Origin of the sequence: Gilliamella sp. B3783, assembly GCF_026536125.1 — a bacterium.
Classification (GTDB): Bacteria; Pseudomonadota; Gammaproteobacteria; order Enterobacterales; family Orbaceae; genus Gilliamella.
The window spans coordinates 284,206-305,761 of the sequence record NZ_JAFNOU010000001.1; the positions used below are offsets into that span (position 1 = coordinate 284,206).

21 protein-coding genes, 1 tRNA gene and 1 pseudogene are annotated in these 21,556 nt (G+C 32.9%); 6 read left to right on the top strand and 17 right to left on the bottom strand.

Translation table 11 applies throughout. The features are described 5' to 3' along the window. Nucleotides 1–112 precede the first annotated feature (112 nt). Complete coding sequence (locus J3U59_RS01505; protein WP_267332628.1) at nucleotides 113–850, top strand: cyclase family protein; 738 nt, start codon at nucleotides 113–115, stop codon at nucleotides 848–850. Between the two features lie 104 nt (nucleotides 851–954). Here J3U59_RS01505 and J3U59_RS01510 read toward each other — a convergent pair whose 3' ends face one another. Further along, nucleotides 955–1,893 carry a sugar kinase gene (locus J3U59_RS01510; protein WP_267332627.1) on the bottom strand — a complete coding sequence of 313 codons (939 nt, stop codon included), beginning with the start codon at nucleotides 1,891–1,893 and terminating at the stop codon, nucleotides 955–957. Nucleotides 1,894–1,920: 27 nt separating this feature from the next. Then, entirely contained in the window at nucleotides 1,921–2,391 is a 471-nt protein-coding gene (locus J3U59_RS01515; protein ID WP_267332626.1) for a YhcH/YjgK/YiaL family protein, read from the bottom strand. A 213-nt stretch (nucleotides 2,392–2,604) separates the two neighbouring features. Between J3U59_RS01515 and J3U59_RS01520 the strand changes: the two genes are divergently transcribed. From J3U59_RS01520 to J3U59_RS12005, 3 genes are all read left to right on the top strand, one after another. After that, nucleotides 2,605–3,354: a glycosyltransferase family 25 protein gene (locus tag J3U59_RS01520; protein ID WP_267332625.1), complete on the top strand. Its 750-nt coding sequence runs from the start codon at nucleotides 2,605–2,607 to the stop codon at nucleotides 3,352–3,354. Between the two features lie 420 nt (nucleotides 3,355–3,774). Beyond that, nucleotides 3,775–4,209: a hypothetical protein gene (locus J3U59_RS01525; RefSeq protein WP_267332624.1), complete on the top strand. Its 435-nt coding sequence runs from the start codon at nucleotides 3,775–3,777 to the stop codon at nucleotides 4,207–4,209. A gap of 855 nt (nucleotides 4,210–5,064) precedes the next feature. Further along, entirely contained in the window at nucleotides 5,065–5,361 is a 297-nt protein-coding gene (locus J3U59_RS12005) for a hypothetical protein (RefSeq protein WP_416379540.1), read from the top strand. A 204-nt stretch (nucleotides 5,362–5,565) separates the two neighbouring features. Here J3U59_RS12005 and J3U59_RS12010 read toward each other — a convergent pair whose 3' ends face one another. After that, complete coding sequence (locus J3U59_RS12010; RefSeq protein ID WP_416379529.1) at nucleotides 5,566–5,712, bottom strand: helix-turn-helix domain-containing protein; 147 nt, start codon at nucleotides 5,710–5,712, stop codon at nucleotides 5,566–5,568. A 121-nt stretch (nucleotides 5,713–5,833) separates the two neighbouring features. On the opposite strand from J3U59_RS12010, the gene J3U59_RS01535 reads away from it, so the two are divergent. Further along, complete coding sequence (locus J3U59_RS01535; protein ID WP_267332622.1) at nucleotides 5,834–6,268, top strand: hypothetical protein; 435 nt, start codon at nucleotides 5,834–5,836, stop codon at nucleotides 6,266–6,268. 411 nt (nucleotides 6,269–6,679) lie between these two features. On the opposite strand, the gene J3U59_RS01540 is transcribed toward J3U59_RS01535, so the two are convergent. The 9 genes and pseudogenes from J3U59_RS01540 to J3U59_RS01575 form a co-directional block, all read right to left on the bottom strand. Beyond that, nucleotides 6,680–7,012 carry a DMT family transporter gene (locus J3U59_RS01540; protein WP_267332621.1) on the bottom strand — a complete coding sequence of 111 codons (333 nt, stop codon included), beginning with the start codon at nucleotides 7,010–7,012 and terminating at the stop codon, nucleotides 6,680–6,682. A gap of 522 nt (nucleotides 7,013–7,534) precedes the next feature. Continuing rightward, the gene (locus J3U59_RS01545) at nucleotides 7,535–9,331 is read right to left on the bottom strand and encodes a beta-galactosidase (RefSeq protein WP_267332620.1); all 1,797 of its coding nucleotides are present in this window, start codon (nucleotides 9,329–9,331) and stop codon (nucleotides 7,535–7,537) included. A gap of 397 nt (nucleotides 9,332–9,728) precedes the next feature. Then, entirely contained in the window at nucleotides 9,729–9,869 is a 141-nt protein-coding gene (locus J3U59_RS01550; RefSeq protein WP_267332619.1) for a hypothetical protein, read from the bottom strand. Nucleotides 9,870–10,150: 281 nt separating this feature from the next. After that, a complete protein-coding gene (locus J3U59_RS12015; protein WP_416379626.1) occupies nucleotides 10,151–10,384 on the bottom strand; it encodes an AlpA family phage regulatory protein in 234 nt (77 codons plus the stop codon). A gap of 7 nt (nucleotides 10,385–10,391) precedes the next feature. Then, a complete protein-coding gene (locus tag J3U59_RS01555; RefSeq protein ID WP_267332618.1) occupies nucleotides 10,392–10,568 on the bottom strand; it encodes a helix-turn-helix transcriptional regulator in 177 nt (58 codons plus the stop codon). Between the two features lie 334 nt (nucleotides 10,569–10,902). After that, nucleotides 10,903–11,196, bottom strand: a complete 294-nt coding sequence (locus J3U59_RS01560) for a hypothetical protein (protein WP_267332617.1) — start codon at nucleotides 11,194–11,196, stop codon at nucleotides 10,903–10,905. After that, nucleotides 11,162–11,524 carry a hypothetical protein gene (locus tag J3U59_RS01565; RefSeq protein ID WP_267332616.1) on the bottom strand — a complete coding sequence of 121 codons (363 nt, stop codon included), beginning with the start codon at nucleotides 11,522–11,524 and terminating at the stop codon, nucleotides 11,162–11,164. Before J3U59_RS01565 ends, J3U59_RS01560 begins: the two co-directional genes overlap by 35 nt. A 388-nt stretch (nucleotides 11,525–11,912) precedes the next feature. Further along, nucleotides 11,913–13,059: pseudogene (locus tag J3U59_RS01570) on the bottom strand (integrase arm-type DNA-binding domain-containing protein). A 161-nt stretch (nucleotides 13,060–13,220) separates the two neighbouring features. Continuing rightward, nucleotides 13,221–13,296 (bottom strand) — tRNA-Lys (locus tag J3U59_RS01575). 237 nt (nucleotides 13,297–13,533) lie between these two features. Here J3U59_RS01575 and J3U59_RS01580 point away from each other — a divergent pair. After that, the gene (locus J3U59_RS01580; protein WP_267332615.1) at nucleotides 13,534–14,205 is read left to right on the top strand and encodes an OmpW/AlkL family protein; all 672 of its coding nucleotides are present in this window, start codon (nucleotides 13,534–13,536) and stop codon (nucleotides 14,203–14,205) included. Between the two features lie 51 nt (nucleotides 14,206–14,256). Here the strand turns inward: J3U59_RS01580 and J3U59_RS01585 are convergent, their stop codons facing one another. From J3U59_RS01585 to J3U59_RS01605, 5 genes are all read right to left on the bottom strand, one after another. Then, complete coding sequence (locus J3U59_RS01585; RefSeq protein ID WP_267332614.1) at nucleotides 14,257–17,115, bottom strand: valine--tRNA ligase; 2,859 nt, start codon at nucleotides 17,113–17,115, stop codon at nucleotides 14,257–14,259. 181 nt (nucleotides 17,116–17,296) lie between these two features. After that, nucleotides 17,297–18,142, bottom strand: coding sequence for a pantoate--beta-alanine ligase (panC, locus tag J3U59_RS01590; RefSeq protein ID WP_267332613.1), 846 nt, complete (start codon nucleotides 18,140–18,142; stop codon nucleotides 17,297–17,299). Between the two features lie 18 nt (nucleotides 18,143–18,160). After that, nucleotides 18,161–19,003: a 3-methyl-2-oxobutanoate hydroxymethyltransferase gene (gene panB, locus J3U59_RS01595; protein WP_267332612.1), complete on the bottom strand. Its 843-nt coding sequence runs from the start codon at nucleotides 19,001–19,003 to the stop codon at nucleotides 18,161–18,163. Further along, a complete protein-coding gene (locus J3U59_RS01600; protein ID WP_267332611.1) occupies nucleotides 19,000–19,842 on the bottom strand; it encodes a Rossmann-like and DUF2520 domain-containing protein in 843 nt (280 codons plus the stop codon). Before J3U59_RS01600 ends, panB begins: the two co-directional genes overlap by 4 nt. Before the next feature lie 293 nt (nucleotides 19,843–20,135). Beyond that, a complete protein-coding gene (locus J3U59_RS01605) occupies nucleotides 20,136–21,497 on the bottom strand; it encodes a hypothetical protein (protein WP_267346510.1) in 1,362 nt (453 codons plus the stop codon). Nucleotides 21,498–21,556: the final 59 nt, after the last annotated feature.

The following is a 21,556-nucleotide window of genomic DNA, read 5'->3' on the forward strand; positions in this document are numbered from 1 at the left end:
TAAATAAATTAGAACTAAAAATTATATTTTTATAACTGAAAATTATTAGTTTAGAGAATTTACTCACCTTACAATAAACCAATCATACGTTTTTTTAAAAAAAGGAGCTATTTTGAATAACGAAGTCTTGCAAGCATTAAATTTATTAAAATCGAAAAAATGGGTAGATTTAACTCATGCATTCGATCACAATTCTCCCCATTTTTTTATGTTTAAACCTGCTGAAATAAAAACGCTGTTCGATCATAACGACGGCTTTTTAGCACAGAATTTTAGTTTCGCTGGTCAATATGGTACCCACTTAGATGCACCAATTCATTTTGTTCCTAATACTCGGTATTTGCATGAACTTGAATTACAAGAATTAGTATTACCATTAATCGTAATCGATCAATCTAAACGCGCAGAACAAGATCCCAACTTTTCTTTTTCTAAAGATGATGTTTTAGCTTTTGAAAAACAACACGGACAAATTGAAGCGGGTAGTTTTGTCGCACTGCGAACAGACTGGAGTAAGAAATGGCCTTCACAATCAGCAATGGAAAATAAAGATATAGAAGGAAACAATCAAATTCCAGGCTGGGGAATTGATGCATTAAAATTTTTATTTGAAGAGCGTAAAATTAAAGCTATTGGTCACGAAACGTTTGATACTGACTCTGCGAAAGCATTTCGAGAAAATAATGCGTTAAAGGGTGAATACTATGTTTTAGAGCAAGATACTTATCAAGTTGAGTTAATGACCAATTTAGATCAATTGCCAACCAAAGGAGCAGTTATTTTTAATATCGTAGCCAAACCCAATAATGCCTCAGGTTTTCCGGTACGTTCTTTTGCAATATTGCCCTAATCTATTTATTGAACCCTAAAAATCAGCATTTAATATTTTATAACTAATATTTTAATATACGTTATTGTGGTATAAAAAACGGTCATTATTGACCGTTTTATTGGCTAATTTTCAATTAATGTCGGCGTAGCATCCAAAGGAATAATAGCCCCACGATACTGAATAACAGTGCCGGCAACAAGGTGCCCTTGCAATGCTGATTGCGCAGGATTTTGCCCACTTAAACGTGCACCCAGGTAACCGGCACTAAATGAGTCGCCTGCAGCCGTCGTATCAATCACTTTTTCTTTGGCTATTTTATTAGCAGGTACATCAAAACGCCCTTCGGCTGATTCGATAATACAACTATCGCTACCACGTTTAATCACAATTTCTGTCACACCAAAGTTTTTAGTACGGTCAATGACTTGTTCATATGGTAGTTTGCCCCATAATAGATCTTCGTCATCTAGCGTTAAAAATGCAATATCGGTGTAAGATAGAATATCGGCATATACGCTACGCGCTAAATCAAGACTACGCCATAAGCGCGGACGGAAGTTATTATCAAAAATCACTTTACCACCATTGGCTTTAACGCGTTTTAATAAATCCAATAATTTCAAAATACTTTCAGCATCTAATATGGCGATACTAATGCCACTCAAATAAACATATTCATAGTGAGCTATTTGCTGGGTGATACTTTCAGTTTGAGTCGTCTTTAACCAAAACTTAGCCGCTGCATCATTACGCCAATAATAAAATGAGCGTTCGCCATGTTCATCGGTCACAATCGAATAAAGCCCAGGCATTTTATCAGACATTTTTTGCACAAGATCGGTTTGGATCTGCTCTTTATGCCAGCTATCTAGCATTTCTTGACTGAAAGGATCAGTTCCTAATCCAGTCACATAGTGAATCGAAAAATCTTTATTTTTTAATAAACGAGATAAATAAACCGACGTATTAAGTGTATCGCCTCCAAAGCTGCGGGTTGTTGAATCTTGTTTTATCGAAAGTTCAATCATACATTCGCCAATAACAGCGATTTTTGTTGTCATAGTGCTACCTAAAATCCTTACTTCTATTTATAAATAATCCAATGCGATTTTTACCACAACTTTTCGAACCATTGCAATCTTATTATCGACAGCACAAAGCGGTTTATGCACTTCATTAGGTAAAAAAACAATAAAATCGTTCGGTTGTAATATTAACATGGTTTCTTCTTTTGGCGTCTCGATAAAAGCAATATCATTTTCAGCGATTTTATCATCTAAAATTTGAGTATAAGGAGGTAAAGTAGAAATAGCCATCCCTTCTTGACCCGCTAAAACAATTTGCACATCAATATATTTTTTATGGTATTCAGGCTTTGCTTCATGAATATATCTTGATGAATTATCAGACACCATAAAAAACATATTATCACCGTCAATATCATAACGACCAACAGGGGTATTGCTATTAACATTGTCTTTTACATATTCAATGGATTGTTTTATTTTGGCGGGCAAATAAGGGACTAACCCTAAATGATTAATATTACCTAAAATCATACTCAATGATCCTTAACTGAGAAATTGGCACAATACCTGATACTTTCATTATGTGGAATAATGGCATCGGATAGAATAACGACTTAAATTTTTATGAGTATATACTTAAGTCACCTATTTTTGTAGGGGTATTATAAATAACTTTCTTACTCACTTTTATGTTTTTAACAACATGATATACTTTCGGGCGATTAAATTAGGAAAGTGAATGAAATGAAGACGTTTATTATAAACTTAGAAAGAGAATCAGAAAAAAGAGAAAATATAAAAAAAGAGTGTCAAAAATTAAAACTTGATTTCGAAATCTATAATGCAGTCGATGGTTACACACTATCTGAATCATTTATTCAAAACATTGTCTATGATTATCCCAATAATTATTTAACGAAAGGCGAAATCGGTTGTGCGCTGAGTCATATCAATGTCTATAAAAAAATTATAGAATATAACTTACCCTATGCACTAATTATTGAGGATGATACTTTATTTGATACAAAATTACCTGATTTTTTAAAAGCTTTTGAAGAAAAAAATAATAAAAAAGGAATTTTTTTATTAACTGGTGATTTTGATTATCTTGTAAACAAAAAACTTAATTTGAACAATTTTGATCTTTTTGAAGTGACCAAGGCGGTGAGAGCTTCTGGTTATATCATTACAAAGGACGCGGCGCAAAAGTTGATTAACTTTCTATTCCCTGTGCGTTATGAAGCAGATATGTTTAAAGTATTTAGATTATGTGCAGGCATTAAATTATATGCAACTTTACCTAGTTTAATCACAACAAATGAAGAAAGCCTAATTAAGTCATCAATACAAACAGATAGAGCGCCAAAGATTAAATTGCGTTCAGATTATAGAAAAAAACTGTTCAAAAAAGATAAAAAGAAAAGAATGGTCAGTTTATGGTTTAGAAAACAGTTTATTCAACGATTTGAAAAGACAAAACATTATGATGATTAAAATAATATCATTTATCTAATGCAGACAATTAATCAGAACTGGACTTAATGCTGTTAGCAATAGATTTAATAACGTGTTTAGTGCGAAAGATTACCGATATTTTATCTATTAGTTATCTGGATAGCGATAATCAACTTTTAACTCGCTTAAGTATTTATCACATTGATACTCAAGTACTTGATTAAGCTTTCACTTAAAAGCTATCGTCATCAGTATTTGCAATAATCTGCCAACACTATATATCATCACTCTTTTACGATTATAGATAATGAAGATATTTGATAGCGCTTTGTATGTTGCGGTTATTTAACATTTGAGAATCAAGGTCAATAATATTTGCCAAGTAAAAACAGGCTTGCTTAATATTCGCTACAAATGGACGAGAGCTTATCAATTTTGTCTTTGAACTAGGATGATTTTATGACTAAAATAGTGGAATTATGGCACAAGCAACAATTGCCAATTAAAGACGGTATTTATTTTGCCAGTGGTCAATCTATTGCGCTCGATGCGGTATTTTTTCCGCAATTATCAATTCATGTAGGTGAAAAATTTGACCTTAATGTTATTTTAAATAACGATGCCGATAATTTAACCAATATTGATATTTTCGATAAAATCACTCTTGCTAATGGTGATCAATGTATTATAGGAGAAGGTAGTTATGGTTCAGAAGGTTTTATTGCCTATCTATCGGCTAATCAGGATTTAATTTGGGTGATATATTTTGAAAAATCGAATCCTTTTATCAAAGTATTACCATTAACCAACCAATCAATTATGGTTGAATCAAGCGCCAATTTTCAACTGATTATCGAATTGGCTAATCCGGTCAATCTTAAATTAATAAAATAAATTACAAATTAGCTTTATTTGAGCTAAAGGTGCTCAATCATCTATCAATAAAATGAACAGGATATATGGTATTTCAATTGTAAAACAATTGGTTATAATGAAATAACAATCATTCTATAAAAGAATAAAAAATGAGTGAATTCTCTAAATTATGCCAAGACTTAGATTTCCCCTTTATTGATACCTTTAGTCAAGACTGGAAATATGAAGTCCCAATTAAATATCGAACATCTGAGTGGTTAGCTAAATATTTATACGCTTATCTTAATAATAATTACTCAACGGTACAAAAACAGATACTCATGAATTTGTGTCTTAACATATGCAATGATTTATTATCTGAAAATCCTAACCAAAAAAATAAGAGAATTACAACAAACATATCTTATTAATGCTAAAGAGTGGCTTGCGTTAAATCAGGCAGAACAAGATCTGTTAACCGCTAAGAACAATTTTCGGCAATGTCCAGATTTTTTAATGCAGCTTCAAATCGCCCTGAATTTATCATCGCAACAAGTTGTCGCATTAAGATTAATCGGTGAGGGTAAATTAAAGGATGAGCAGCTAGGCCATTTACTACCAAGCATTATTGCTATCGCATTAGATAATAAGAATGATAACTGTATTTTTGCACAAGAAATTTTACTAAAGCTGAAAAGCAATCCCTATATTAATCAGCAAATAATCAATCTATTAAATGATTATATTGATGATCATGATCAAATTATCTACCGCAAAATGGTGCAGCTATTGGCTATTCTAGATTATCCAGATTTAACCAATCGGTTAATGAATTGCTGTACAACGAGTAATAAAACTGAGATTGTTCAAATTTATAATGATTTTGCCAAACAGATAATCAAGCAATCTAACCGCCTATCGGACGATGAATTAAACCTAATTCAAAACCGATGTGATAGTGCGACACCTGGTCCATGGCAATCGTACGTGGAAGGTCGTGATCATAGCAGTGGTAGCAATTTTATTATGACGGGGAATGAACACGAGCGTGGTGAGGATATTGAACTAATTGGTGCAACAAATAACGATCAAGACTTTATCGCCCATGCAAGACAAGATATACCTAAGTTAATTAACGAAATCAGACGATTAAAGCAGTTCATCGCACAAAACATGCAGCCTAAAAAATGAAATTAGGTAAAATCATTATGCCTTTGCTAGCTTAACCCGAGAACGTTTAAAAAAGAAAAAGAATTGGCAAAGATAATTTATTTAAAAAAATGCTTAAAGCTATGAGTCGACAACTTGCAACTGAATAGCAATTTAATCAATATTTCTGATACGTTAATCTTTATGATGCAAGACAATTTGTACTTAACGGTAAGGATGAAATCTTTAAAAACGGCTATTTTCATATAGTTCTCGATAAATTGTTGATACATGCCTTGCTAGTATTTGGGCTATGACCTTTTTCTTAAGACCCATACTCTTTAGGTAAGAAATCTGGTATCTTTCTTTATGGGTAAGTTGTTTATATTTCATGATGCTATCTCAACTTTGGTCGGTGACAGATAAATCATTATAAACAACCTACCTTTTTTATTGTCACCTTCATGCTACATTAAGATTCGTACTTAGCTCTTGAATCCAAGAGGAAAAATCAATGAATATCACCGATTTTTTAAAAACAGGTCGCTACTTAGACTTAGCTGTTGGATTATCTGAACACAATTTATATTCAATCTTACCCAAAAAATCCTTAGGCAAAAAACACTACTATAATAGCGACAACCACAACAAAGGTTTCAGCTATTTTTATCAAGCATTAGAAGTGATGATTATTGACAGTAAAATATATTCATTAGGCTTTGACATAACTAGTTGTCCGGTCACACTGTTGAATGATCAAGTTATCAATGCTAAAAGTAGTTTTGAGTTTATTTTAAAATGTCTTGATATTGTAGATATAGAATGGAATTTTGAACAACAATACTGTAATAATCGTGAATTAACTATAAAAACGGCTGGTAATGTGTTATGTGGCTGTGTTCATGATAAAGGCGATTATTGGTTAACCCAATTTAAGGTATTTAAGTAATTAGCCAAACATTATCATTAATAAATGATTCTTAGGATAATTTTTCAATCATACAAAAAATGAGATAAAAAACAACCTAGCTGTCAGACTGCTTATCAATTTGAAAGTGAATCAAAAGATGTGGTTTTAAATTTCAAGATTCTTAGCAACTATATTTTTGATACTGGCAATCTTTCTGTTGCAATAAAATTTATACAAGATATAAAGTATAAAATCATTGAAATAACTATTTTCAGAATGAAAAATCAGTGTTTTTAGCAAAGGTAACAAAATAGAACATCTCGTGATTTTTTATCAAAGATCTCATTAAACCAGAATAAAACTTGTCATTTAATCTTATTACATCGATTTATCCTTAGATAATCAATAAATTTTGCTGGTGACTAAGTGGTAACCAGCAACTTTGTACCATCAATGCGCAGCAACTTTTGAAAAAAGGTTAATAATAACCACACCAAACATAATAAATCCCATACCAATTAAAGCGGCAAGATCTAATGTTTGTTTCATAAATATCCAGGCAATTAAACTAATAAACACAATCCCAATTCCAGACCAAATTGCATAAGCAATACCAACAGGAATAGTCTTTAATGCTAATGATAGTAGATAAAAAGAGGCGCTATAACCCACTATCGTAACCACCGAATAAGTAAGATTGGTAAAACCATTAGATAATTTTAGTGATGAAGTAGCAATCACTTCACAAATAATAGCCAAAAATAGCAAAAAATATGCATTCATTATAGTATCCAAAATTAATTGACAAAAAAGAAAAAAAATTAATTAAGTCCCAAGAATATTAACTAATTATTATTTAATTGATATCAAATTAAGATTCTCAATTTAATAATAAAACTAACTCGTTATTTTGAAGTTCCTAAGATAAATTTAAGAAATTATTTCATATGCTTTAATTTTTAATAGAACAAAGCATTAACCCTTGTTATTTTGATTATAGATTCAATAATGAATATCAAAGTAGGTAAAAATGCTTTTTTTTTTAAATAATTGATCAGATGTTGTCAAAATTAATACCACTAATTTGATTTAAGCTGAATTTTCTAAGTTAAATACTTAGAAAGTTATCACTAATTTACCAACACCAATTTTTTTTTATAGTAATATACTAATCATAAAAATCTTAATATTTAGTTTTCAGTTAAGTTTTTAATAAAATAAATATCCAATTAACAGGATTTAGTATACAAAAACTCAACAAAATATATGTGAGTAATTTGTATAGTAAATCACGATAAATAAAAATTAATAATTAGCGTTCATCACATCGCGGATAGCTCTAAAATACTGTGAAGATCCATATTGCTTATTATCATCTTTTATCTCAAATTTTGCATGATTTTGATCTTTTTCAAAGGTATTTGGTGCTAATTCAACATAATAAGGCACCATAAAGACTGCTCCGTTATTATGATGACGTAAAATGGCCTTCTTTATAACACTTTCATCTTCAAGCATCGGATGAGCCTCAGGTAGACCATATTTTTTGATTTCTGATTTTTTCAACCATTGAAATGTATAATCACCATAAAAAGCTGAACCATAAGTATTAAAACCGAGATTATAATGACTATTCTTTTTGAGTGAATCTGCTGCAGCTATTTTTTCTTCATTCCAATCACCATTGAATACCGGTGCAATTTGATGTGAAAAAACTTTATCTTTACCAATACAAGAAGAACTAACAATATCTGAATACTTAGAAATTTCCTTAGTCACCTCTTTTTCTCTGAAATTAAAAAATTCTTCAGAAAGAGGATTATAATAAACAGCTATCAAAGACTCTGGGTAATCATTCCAAAATTGAATTTTCTCTTCTATAGGAAATTCAACTGCTTTACCCACTGGTTTAGGAGTACTCTGCTGACGATCCATAACTGAAATATCAAGGTGCTTCATCAATGTCAATTTATCTGAATTTTCATGTACAATATCAACAGAATGAATTCCATGATCCATGTTACGAAAATCTAGATAGTAACGATAACCAACAGCTGATGTTCCAAGAGAGGGTAAAGCTTGGTAAACATCTATTCGATTAAGCCCTGTATCAGCATACCCTGCATCAACTCCATCTACAAAAATTTTAATTTTTGCTGGTCCATTTGATGTTCTTTCTGCCCAACCATAAATGGCCAATTTACCTGAAGATTCATAATTTAGATGTTCAAAGAAATTATTTAAATGATCTGTATTAATATCTTTTGATGGAAGATTAATATCTTCAAAAGATTCAAATTGTGAACCAAATTTATTATTTAGATTTACAATTTTTTCATACTTTTTAACTAAATAATTACGAAATCTTTTAACAGACTCAGGTGAATAATCTGTAAGTTGAATTTTTTCTTTATATCCCATTCCATCCAAAAAATTAGGAAATGTAAAATGTACATCACCAAGCACAGTCATAGCACGGATTTTATTTTTGTTTGAATTGTCCATATCACATATTTGAGTGAGAATTTCTTTTAAAGATGCTTGACGTATTTTGTCAATTAACGAATCACTTGCATTAATAGCCCATGGATAAGTTTTACCAGCAAAATAGTTATCTATAGGTATATTACCATTACTAAATTGCATCAGATTCTTTCTATCCAAATTGGCTATCATATCTTCGGTCTTAGCCCCTTTAGAAACACTAAAATGATTTGAAAAGAGATAAATAACAACCGGCAATTTACTATCTTTCATCGTTTTAAGTTGATAACTAATATTTTTCTTATTAATAGTAAACTCACCATTTTCTTTCATATCTACGAATGATAAAAGAGGTAAAGTAAGTACATAACCGATTTCAAATTTACCGTCACTACTTTTTTTAGGTCCGAATGTAGAAAGTTTTTTTTCTATTAAAGATGCAGGAGTTTCATCAATAGCCTGGCAATAATTTTTTGCATCATAAGCATTAGTGATTCCTTTTTTTATTGCTGATTCACATACAGAATCACTCTCCAGCATTGGAGCAATTAATGTTTCTTGCGCTTTAGCAACAAAAGGGACTAAAGAAATAAAAAACAGAGTTGATACTGATTTCATAGGATTCTCTTCAAATAAATAACACAAAATTTATACTATTTTATCATATTTCATATCTGTATTTATTTACTTAATTCATTTTATTTTAAAAAATATATTAAACAATTTTCAAAAAGCTTTTTATAATAAACTTAAAAAAGTATAACAAATAATTAGAAATTGCTGTGATAATAAAACAGATTAAAATAAATAGAAAAATATAGAAATTACTTTTGGAAAATGAGCTTCCAGAAGTTAAATAAAAAATAGCTAAAAAACTTTCTCATTAAAATCATTAGGTATTATGAATATCAAATACCATTTTTTTCTTTATTTTTAAAATTGATAAATTTTGAGTAAACTCAAATGACAACACTGTTTATTTTAGTCTTTCATAAAGTGTTTACCGACATCTATCTTAATAAACTCTGTGGCCGTTATCCAGTAAAGGCAAAGCAAAGGTTAACTCTTTCTTGGTGAGGTACTCAGCTTGTCCTAATGTTGTTTTAACTTGTTGGAATAACTTCACAAAATACTCAGTTACTAAATCGATAAGCAAATGTTCCTTGTTGAATTGCCTTTCTACTTATTGAAATTAGTTAATAAAATCCTGATTCAGAAACTATGGCATAATTTGGATCCCTCCTATTTCCGTAACTTAAAGTTACAGTATTCTTTTCATCTTCTTTTAATGACATTAATGCTTTTCTTTAGTTTATTATTTCCAAAGCTTTAGCTATATCAATAGCAATAAACCAAGGTTAACCTAAATGAGTAATGATTCTTACTTCAATGTCATCAAATTTAATTACGCTTAATTCATCTTGTTTAACAATCATCTTAGTAGCTCCCATTGGCAAATCCTCGTCGTTTAGTTGGTTGATTTATCTTTTCTGCTGCTCGAGGATTATCTATCCAGTGAAGTAATTCCACTAATGACCAACCACAAGAGTTAGCGCCTAACGATTTTCTTAAAGGATATTTACCCTCTTTCTCAAATTGCCAAGCAGTAGAACGGGCGATACTAGTGATTTGGTATCTTTCATTTTCACGAACCAGGCGATCATATTGAATGCCGTATTTATCTCTGGTTGCCTCCTAAATAGGTTTTAACTTCAGCCGTATCGTAAACTACTCGACGTTTGCCAACTTTAATATCTTTAGGGAAATTTGTATCATAACGTAATGTATTATTAGCACAGCCTAAGATTAACGCAAGTTCATCAAGGGAATAGTATTTTGGAATATTTAACTGCATTTCTTACCTCATTAAGTTTGTTGGTGTTTAACTAACAAGGTGATTATCTATCTGTTTTTTTCTGCAGTATAAGTGTATAAAAATATTTTAACCATAGTTAAAATTATTTTTATTACATATAATAAATTGATTTTATTTATTTTTTTGAAAATGGTTTTTAATGTTTTTAGGACAGCTATTAAACCTATATTCTAAGTTAATAATTTGAAATCTGGAATAGTTCCATTTTGATCTTGGCGGTTTCCTTTTAGTCCAGCCTTTGCTAAATAGCCGTATACTGTATCTAATGAAGGTATATTGCTGGTGTAGCTTAAATATTCTTTATATAAATAGTTTATATTTCGTCCCTTAATTGAAAGAGTCCTATCTTAGGTGTTTCCTTTCTATTTAATTGTGCACTCCTAATTACCTCAGACTTATATTTATTTGCAGGCCTACCTGCTTTTTTGCTTATTTCTTCGCTATTTTCTTTGATTTGACATAAAAAGTTATTAATATCACCATGATTATTTTTTATAGAACTAGTTAGATCTGGTATTGATTGTGGCTTTTCACTAATTTTTAGAGCTTGTTCTAAAAGACTTCTAATATCTTCAGTTAGAAAAACCAACATAATAATCTGTTGCATCCCACATACACTGTGATATAGGGCGATCTCCATATTCATCGCTATTTACTATATACTTAGTTAGCCTTAACTTCTCGGTGTCTACATCAATAATAAACCCAAAAGACCTATTCTCTGGCATACAGCAGTACGGTTTTTTTCTTAGCAAGAGATGAATGGAACTAATAATAAATTGAGTGTCTCTAGTATTGAAAAATATCTTTATTGTTTTTTTCTCTAAAACAAAATGAAAAAGTTCTTGAGGATTAAAAGTAAATCCAGCATCACTGAAATATCTTAATGATTCATAAAATGTTAGTTTATCTCGAAGATCAAATAAATTAGCCATTGTTCCCTCAAACAATCCCCTATGAAATGATTACGCCAGTCCGTTAGAGTTACGTATATTCGGGGAACAGCCTAGGAATAATTTTAAATTATACCATTACTGTATAAAAAAACACTTATTTGAATACCATATTTTTGTGGAATTTAGCTAGCCAAAGAAAAGGATCTCATTTAGGAAACTGCACGAACTTGGAATCAATTTAATGACATAATTTTATGTTATTATTATCTTTTAATAACACTTTAAAAAATATATATAAATCAATTATATTATTAGTCATATTAAAAATATGTATAAAGTAATTCTTATATAAGAGACAATAAAAAACCATTCTAGTTGACTGGCTTAAATATGTGAATATGACAAAATTAAATTTATAGTTTTAATATTAACTACCTGACAAGGATATTTTCCCTTGGCTAGCTTGCTCTACAAAATTCCCACCATCATTGCATCATATCTCTACGTTTATCTAAGTAGGTTGCTCTATTGTAAATTGCTCTTACTGCATTCTTATCGACGCGAGCAAGTGAGACTTCAATCAATTCATAATCAAAACCATATTCATTTAATGCTGTATTGACTGTTTCTTTATTCATATGTTTATTGAAAGTTGCTTTTAATATTGGGAAGACATATTCACTCGGCCGTTAATAGGCTTCATAATTTCAATTATCTTTATTGCCTGTTTATTTAGTGGAATAGTATGATCTCTTCTCATTTTCTCTGCAGGTATCATCCATAATTCACTTTTTAGGTCTATTTCTCTCCATGATGCAGATACTGCCTAAATTGGTCTTATGGTAAATAGTTGCCGCTCAATCAAGCATCTTGTTTGTGATTCAATATTAGCCAATAGCTTTCATAACTCTTGGTAACTCTGACGGTGGTAACGAGAGCACATTTTGATTATGGTCAACTTTAAACACAGCCCCTATTTTACCAGTTGGATTATATTCAATCAGATCATTGTTAACAGCACAAGTCATTACTCTATTAATTCGCTGTGATATCCTCTTAACTATATCTAGTTTACCGGCACATTCAAGAGGCTTTAAAGCTTCAATAAAATCTTTGGCTTTTAGCTGAGAGACAGGTATATCGCCAAGGCTAGGATAAATATAATTAACAAATGAATTTTTTATTCGCCTAATTGTTCCACTGGTAATATCTCTTGAGTTCTGTTGTTCAAGCCATCTTTCAGCCACTTTATAAAATGTATTATCTTTCTCTTTTTTTGATTGGTTTTGTATAGATTGTTTATGCTGTTGTGGATCTACTCCTTGAGATACTAAAAAACGATATTCATCTCTTTTTTGTCTTGCGTTAAGTAATGTGATTTCTGGATAACTACCAAAGCAAACCAATGTACGTTTTTTTGAATCAAGACTAATATAATTAAACCGCCAAATTTTAGAACCATTAGACTTAACTAATAAATATTAACCATTGCCATCAGATAAAGTAAAATCCTTTTCCTTTGGCTTGACTGACTTGATTTGAGTATCATTTAGAGGTTTTAAAATCTTGACGATGTTATACGAATTTAAGCTATATTTGAGCGTATAACATAATATATAACATAAAAGTTTGAATTTCGCTAAATCTTCTTGAACTTAGTTAAACAGTAAATCAGCTAGAAAGCTTGTTATATAAAGATTTTTTAAACGTTTTTGAATTTGGATGAATTAAGGAATGGTGGGTTGTGAGGGGATCGAACCCGCGACCAATTGATTAAGAGTCAACTGCTCTACCGACTGAGCTAACAACCCACGAAAGAATTGGAGCTATTGTATATAAACTTAATAAACAATGCAAATTATGATTGGCATTTTTTTAAAATGTGAACTAAATTGCAGAATTATCAAATTTATTATGATATTTTTTTAATATTAAAAGAGTTATACTAATAAAATAATTTTAGACATAAAATCTGAAAAACATTAAATAAAATTCCATTTTTTGCATATTTATAAATTATGGATTAGAAGTAAAACGAGGAGGCAAAAATGAAAATATCTTCTATTGCAATGCTCATGTCAATGGGTTTAGCAAGTTCTATGGCTTATGCACATCATGCAAATGAAATCATCGTCCGTGGTGGTCCTGTTTACGTTCACCCAAAAGATTCAAGTGATCATGTTAAAGTAGGCGGAGCCAAAAGTGATTTAAAAGCTAAGGCAGATAAGGACACACAGCTTGGTTTAAACTTTCAGTATATGGTGACTGATAATCTTGGTATTGAACTACTCGCCGCAACCCCATTTAGTCATCGTGTAAAACTTGGAGGGGGCAACTCTACTGGTTTAGCGGGTGCTCATCTTGGTAAAATTAAGCATTTACCACCAACATTAAGTGCTGTATTTTACCCACTTGATAGTAGCTATGAGTTCCAACCTTATGTGGGATTAGGCGTTAACTATACTTTCTTCTTTGATGAAAAACTGAGTGGCGATGCTAAAAATGCAGGTTTTCATGGTTTAGATTTGGATAGCTCTTGGGGATTAGCTGCGCAAGTTGGTACTGATTATAACATTACTGAAAATTGGCTTATCAATGCTCAATTACGTTATATCGATATTGAAACTAAAGCTAAAACTCATTTAGGTGATACCAAAGTAACGGCCAAGTATAAACTTGATCCATGGGTTGCCATGATTGGTGTTGGTTATAAATTCTAATATTATCAGGTCTAAAAAAACTCTCGTAACAACGAGAGTTTTTTTTTCAAACTAAAGACTTTTTATTGCTTCATACTGCTCTTGTAATTTAGCTTTGTCAGCCACATAGCCTTGTTGTTTTTCTTTCTCTTTAGCCACTACAGCTGCTGGTGCTTTATCAACAAAGCTGGCATTGGAAAGCTTGTTATCAATACGTGCAATTTCGCCTTCAATGCGAGCTATTTCTTTTTCAAGACGAGCTAGCTCATCATCTTTATTGATCAAACCAGCCATTGGAATAAGTAACTCTGCACCATCAACCAATTTGGTTACCGATAATGGCCCTGCCTCACCTTCATCTAACAAGACAATTTCGGATAATCTTGCTAAAGACTCTATAAAGGTGACATTGTCACTAATAATGCGATGCACAGTCGGCGATGCTTTTCTGATCAATAATTGTAACGGTTTGCTTGGTGCAATATTCATTTCAGCACGAATATTGCGAACAGCGATAACGGCATCTTTAATCCAATTGATATCAGCAACTGCTTCATTATCAGCTAATTTGCTATCAAAGGCAGGCATTGGTTGTAACATAATAGTATCTGCTTTGATGACCATTAATGGTTTTACACTTTGCCAAATAGCTTCAGTTATGAATGGAATGATTGGATGAGCCAAACGCAAGAGTGCTTCAAGGACTGTTACTAACGTATGACGAGCTGCTCGTTGTTGATTTTGCTCGCCATTAGCTATTACTGATTTGGTTAACTCCAAATACCAGTCACAGAACTGATTCCAAGTAAATTCATATAAGATATTAGCCGCTAAATCGAAACGATAAGTATCAAATGCTTCGCGGTATGTTTTCACCGTTTGATTAAACTCCGCTAAGATCCATTTATCAGCTAATGAATACTCTAAAACACCACCTTTAAATCCACAATCGTGATCTTGAGTGTTCATTAATACATAACGGCTAGCATTCCATAGTTTATTACAGAAATTACGATAACCTTCTAAACGTTTTAGATCCCAATTAATATCACGACCAGTGGACGCCAGTGCCGCTAAAGTAAAACGTAATGCATCGGTACCATGGGCTTCAATGCCATTAGGAAACTGTTTTTCAGTACGTTTGGCAATTTTTTCAGCAAGCTGTGGTTGCATCATGTTACCAGTACGTTTTTCTAATAAATCGGCAAGTGATATCCCATCAATCATATCTAAAGGATCAATAACATTCCCTTTAGATTTTGACATTTTCTGCCCTTCTTCATCACGAATCAAGCCAGTTACATAAACTGTTTTAAAAGGTACTTGAGGTTTGCCATGTTCATCTTTGATGAAATGCATCGTCATCATAATCATTCTTGCGACCCAGAAGAAGATGATATCAAAACCAGTTACAAGAACATTAGTTGGATGGAAAGTCGCTAAATCATCGGTCTTTTCTGGCCAACCTAAGGTTGAGAATGTCCACAGCGCTGATGAGAACCAAGTATCAAGTACATCATCATCTTGTGATAACTCGATATCAGCAGATAGACCGTTTTCACGGCGAACTTCAGCTTCGTCACGACCAACATAGACATTACCTTGATTATCATACCAAGCCGGAATTCGGTGCCCCCACCATAATTGGCGCGAAATACACCAATCTTGGATGTCATTCATCCATGAAAAATACATGTTTTCGTACTGTTTAGGTACAAATTGAATATCGCCATTTTTTACAGCAGCTATTGCTGGTTCAGCTAAGACTTTAGCGCGAACATACCACTGATCGGTTAACATTGGTTCAATGACCACGCCACCACGATCGCCGTAAGGAATGGTGAGATCATGTGGTTCAATTTTTTCTAAAATACCTTGAACTTCACACTCTGCAACAACTAATTTACGTGCAGCAAAGCGTTCTAAATTTTGGAATTGTGTCGGAATATCAGTTGAGTAAGCGGTGCTTGACTCACCATTAGTATCAAATACTTCTGCTTGCGTACGAATCTCACCATCAAAGGTAAAGATATTAATCATCGGTAGTTGATGACGACGCCCTACTTCATAGTCATTAAAGTCATGAGCAGGCGTAATTTTTACACAACCCGTACCTTTTGTCATATCCGCATGTTCATCCCCAACAATAGGAATACGACGATTGACAAAAGGTAATATAACAAATTTACCAATGAGATCTTTATAACGAAGATCTTCAGGATTAACCGCCACCCCAGTATCACCAAATAGTGTTTCAGGACGAGTGGTTGCGACAACAAGATAATCTTTACCATCTGCCGTTTTTGCACCATCCGCTAATGGGTAGCGCAAATGCCACATTGAACCTTTAACTTCACGATTTTCAACTTCAAGATCTGAAATTGCCGTGCGTAATTTTGGGTCCCAATTCACTAAGCGTTTACCGCGATAAATCAAATCTTCTTGATAAAGTCTTACAAAAACCTCTTTAACTGCATTAGAAAGGCCTTCATCCATCGTAAAACGTTCACGATCCCAATCAACCGAATCCCCTAAACGTCGCATCTGTTTAGTAATGCTACCACCTGATTCGGCTTTCCATTGCCAAATTTTTTCGATAAAGGCATCTCGACCATAATCATGGCGAGTTTTATTTTCTTCAGCGGCAATTTTACGTTCTACCACCATTTGGGTAGCAATACCTGCATGGTCAGTACCTGATTGCCAAAGCGTGTTATTACCTTGCATACGGTGATAGCGAATTAGTGCATCCATAATGGTCTGTTGAAATGCATGTCCCATATGCAAACTACCCGTTACGTTTGGTGGTGGAATAGCAATGCAATAGCTAGGCTGAGATTTGTCACCATTAGGCTTAAAGTAACCACTTTCTTCCCAATGTTGATAGATAGGTTGTTCGATTTCTTGTGGATTATAAGTCGTATTTTTCATAATAAAGGCATCAATCCTAATTCAAGGCATAAAAATGGCTATTATTCTACAGTAAAAAGACATAACAATAAATTGCTATACGAATAAAGTCGTTGATTAAATCGATTTTCCGAGACGGGTAGAATATGTTAAAAAAAGATCGCCGGTCGATAAGCGATCTTTTATATTAATAAATTGATTGTTAATGATGATAAATAAAATTATCGATCAATCGAGTTTTACCAATATAAACCGCTAAAGCGCATAGTGTATCTTGTGTTAACTGCGATACGGGTTTTAATGAACTAAGATCGACAAATTCAATATAATCAATTTTAGCAAGTGACTGTTGTTCAATAAGTAATTGCATCGCGCTAAGAATGGTCGCTACTGATCTTTCCCCTTGAGCGATCATAGTATTAGCAAGTTCTATCGATTGATAAAGACAAACGGCTGCTTTGCGCTCATTATCAGACAAATAGCTATTGCGCGAACTCTTAGCCAATCCATCACTTTCACGCACAATCGGACAACCAATAATTTCGATGGGAATATTGAAATCTTGAACCATTCGTTGAATGACGGCTAATTGTTGCGCATCTTTTTGTCCAAAATAGGCGCGATCAGGTTGAGTAATATTAAATAGTTTGGTGACAACCGTACAAACACCTTTAAAATGTCCCGGTCGCTTTTTTCCACAAAGCGCATCAGTTAAACCATTAACATTGACATAGCTATTGAAATTCGCGTCATATATTTCATCGGCAGACGGACAAAAAATCAAATCAACGCCCATTTGCTGACAGGCTTTTTTATCTCTTTCTAAATCACGCGGATAGCTAGCTAGGTCCTCTTTAGGACCAAACTGCATTGGATTAACGAATATTGTAACAATCACTCTTTGATTATCTTTTTTAGCGCTAGCCATTAAGCTTTGATGACCTTCATGCAGATATCCCATGGTCGGCACTAAACCAATACTTTCGCCATTGTTACGCCAAGCTTTAACCTGATCGCGGACTTCATCGATAGTGGTTATAACTTTCATGTTTATTATTCTTCCAAGCTAGTTTGAAAATTCAGATTTGAGTTTAGTCATGATCTCATCATCAATAGCAAACTCATGAATAGGTGCAGGGAATTGTTGCTGTTTAACTTCTTGGCAATAATCCGCAAATGCCTGTTTCATTTGGTCCCCCATTGGGGCAAAAGATTTAACAAATTTGGACGATACACCATCATACATAGATAACATATCTTGATAGACTAAAACTTGCCCATCACAACCATGACCTGCACCAATCCCAATAGTAGGAACGCTAACAAGTTCAGTTATGAATTTAGCTAAATCGGCAGGTACACATTCGAGTAAAATTGCCGCAGCACCTGCCTGTTCAACAGCTAAAGCATCTAAAATAATCGCTTTCGCTGCTTGGTAATTTTTACCTTGTACTTTGTAACCACCCAATGCTAATACTGATTGTGGCATTAAGCCAATATGAGCAATAACCGGTATAGAAGCTTGCGCTATCATTTTGATATGTTCGCAAAAAGCCTGCCCACCTTCAAGTTTAACGGCTTGAGCATTGCCTTCTTGAATCAATCGACCAGCATTATACACTGCATCATAAACAGAAGCATGGTAAGACATAAACGGTAAATCGGTTACAACTAAAGCCGTTTTAGCCGCTCTAGCAACAGCTTTTGAATGATGAATCATATCCTCCATGGTGACCGATACAGTGCTATCATATCCAAGCATAACCATGCCTAGGGAGTCTCCAACTAACAGACAATCAACACCACTTTCATCCATTAGTTTTGCGGTAGTATAGTCATAAGCTGTCAACATCGTAATTTTTTGTTTGTTTTGTTTATATTTTTGTAAAGTAAGGATAGTATTTTTCAAGGTAACAACTCCAATTCTAATTGTCGATAGTCCTTATTGGGATGTTTTTGTCGACTAATATTAAGCAAAATAGTCGATAATTGTTGATAAATTGGTTTGAGCTCATTTGGCATTGCCATCATATGTTGCTTAATGGTTTCAATATCGTTACGCTCTACAGGTCCAGTTAATGCATCAATGACACCCGCTTTACAAATGTTGTTAGCATTACCAAGAAATAGAGGATGCCAAGCTTGTTCACTAAACTCTTTATCTAATCCACATTGATTAAGTAAATCTACACCTATTTGTACCAGAGCTAGCACTTGATTACTTAGCATGACACAAGCAGCATGATATAGTGGCTTTTTATTTGCTGAAAGAATTGCCAAGCGATTAGGTAATAGCGCTAAAAAACGTTGTAATTGGTCGATAATAGCTTTATTTGCTTCGAGTGTAAAAGAGACGTCCGACATAGCATTATAGCAATCGAACTTATCATAAATAGCGTATAAAGGGTGTAATGAAAAAGCAAATGGATGCACAACTTTATTTTGCTGAAATATGTGTGATGTCAATAAGCCACTACAATGGCCAATCCATTTATTGGTAATAGGTAATTGACATAAATCATGCCAAACAGAAGCAATTTGACCATCAGCTACTGTCACCAATAAACAATCGCAATCATTCACTAAATCAGCTAAAGATGAATAGGCATAAGATTGAGTAAAATCACTTGCTTGTTTGGCATGTTCATAAGTTCGGCTATAAAAGCCTGCAACTTGCAAACCAGATAAACTAAAATATTTCGCTAGTGTGCACCCAACTTTACCTGCTCCAATAAAACCAATAATCATATAAATACATCAATTTTAAAATGATCTGCATTATAACTGAATCGCCTTAATATTCAATGCGATTGATATAATCGACTCTAATAAAATTTCAATCACTATCTAATTGAATGATATGGCATTGAGTTGCTAGTTATTCTTTGATATTTTGTCAAATAAAACCACTAATTTAGGTTATTTTTTAAGCTAAAAAAATTGGCAAACCTAATATCGTAAAACGATATTAGGTTTGCCATTATAACTTTATAAATAGAGCCTTTATTTTAAGCTAATTATACAATTTAAATAAAAAATAATTACGGCGTTACGCATCCTGTTAAATAATTAGGCTCTTCATCACCTCGATTACCTATAACGCCATTTCTTGCATCCACAACATAATGATTTTGATCACTTCTTAAATCCGATGTCCAATAATAAGCACCTCCAAAATAGGGATCATGATAATTATCCCAATCACTACCAACATAATAATCATTCGTTACACTTCCCCATTCAGAAAATAATCCACCCATCCACTGTCCACTACTATTTCGGTAACTAATTAATCGTCGATCTACTTCTTTCACACCCGGTACGCCATTATTCCAATTAATATTATTACCACTTCCATCGGTTACTCGATTCGAATTGGTCAAATCCAAAACCCCTGGTAATCGGTAACCTCCATTTAATGAGTTACATCTATTTTCTGAATTCAAATAACCCCCTGAGGCACCAGGAATACCAATATACCAGCGCGATATCGTAAAGGTATAAAAAACGATAGATTTATCTCTATTCGCATATAATCTAAATGTGGAAGGTGTAAATACGCCACCATTACTCGATAAAGATGGACCTTTTAGGGTTACACGCAATAAACCGCCATAATTACTCAAACTTAAACTCACACCACTACCAGACACTTGTCCAACGCTACTCCCATTGATATTTATTAGTTCATCAGCAGATAATCCAGCAACTTTCAAATCAAAAAATAAATTATTTGATCCCGTTGTTGGAAAGTTATTTTGTGGATTGTTAGGATCATAAGAATAAAATCCTTTTCCATACTTCCAATTATCTCCAACATCTTCTTCGCTCGCTAAATTGGGTTTTGCATAGCAAAATTTTGCAAGTGAATCAACGTTCGGATAAAGATAATAACTTTTACTTCCACCTTGAAACATACTAGTATTTGGTATGCCATATTGTGTTGATATAAACCCAACTACGGGTGTAGATAGCGTCAACTGGTAAGGTGCATTACAGCCTTCTAATTCACTATTGAAATTACTTTTTACAAAATCAGTTATGTTATTTCCCTCATAATCATACCAATTTAACGCTATATTCCCAGTAACCGCTGGTTGACCATCACCATCTCTGTCCCCCCAGTAATTCGATGCAGTAATAATCTGTGTTAATGACTGTTGTGGATAACTTGAGTTTTCATTAGGAGGTGAAACAAACGTTTTAATATCAGAAAACTTTGCTTTAGCTGTGACAAGCTGAATAGGATTTGATGAGGTTGAGACATCATTATCAGGCGCGACTTTTGTGCCATCGGGCAATATTATTCTTAAAAGAGGGGTAATATCAGTTGCTTTGGTTAAGCCGTTGAATGATATATAAGGGGCATTACCTTTAATTGCATTAACCGATTTTGCTGACAAAGCCGAAGTGTGATTGATAAAAGTAAATAGACTTAAAAATAATAATAGATTTTTATTTT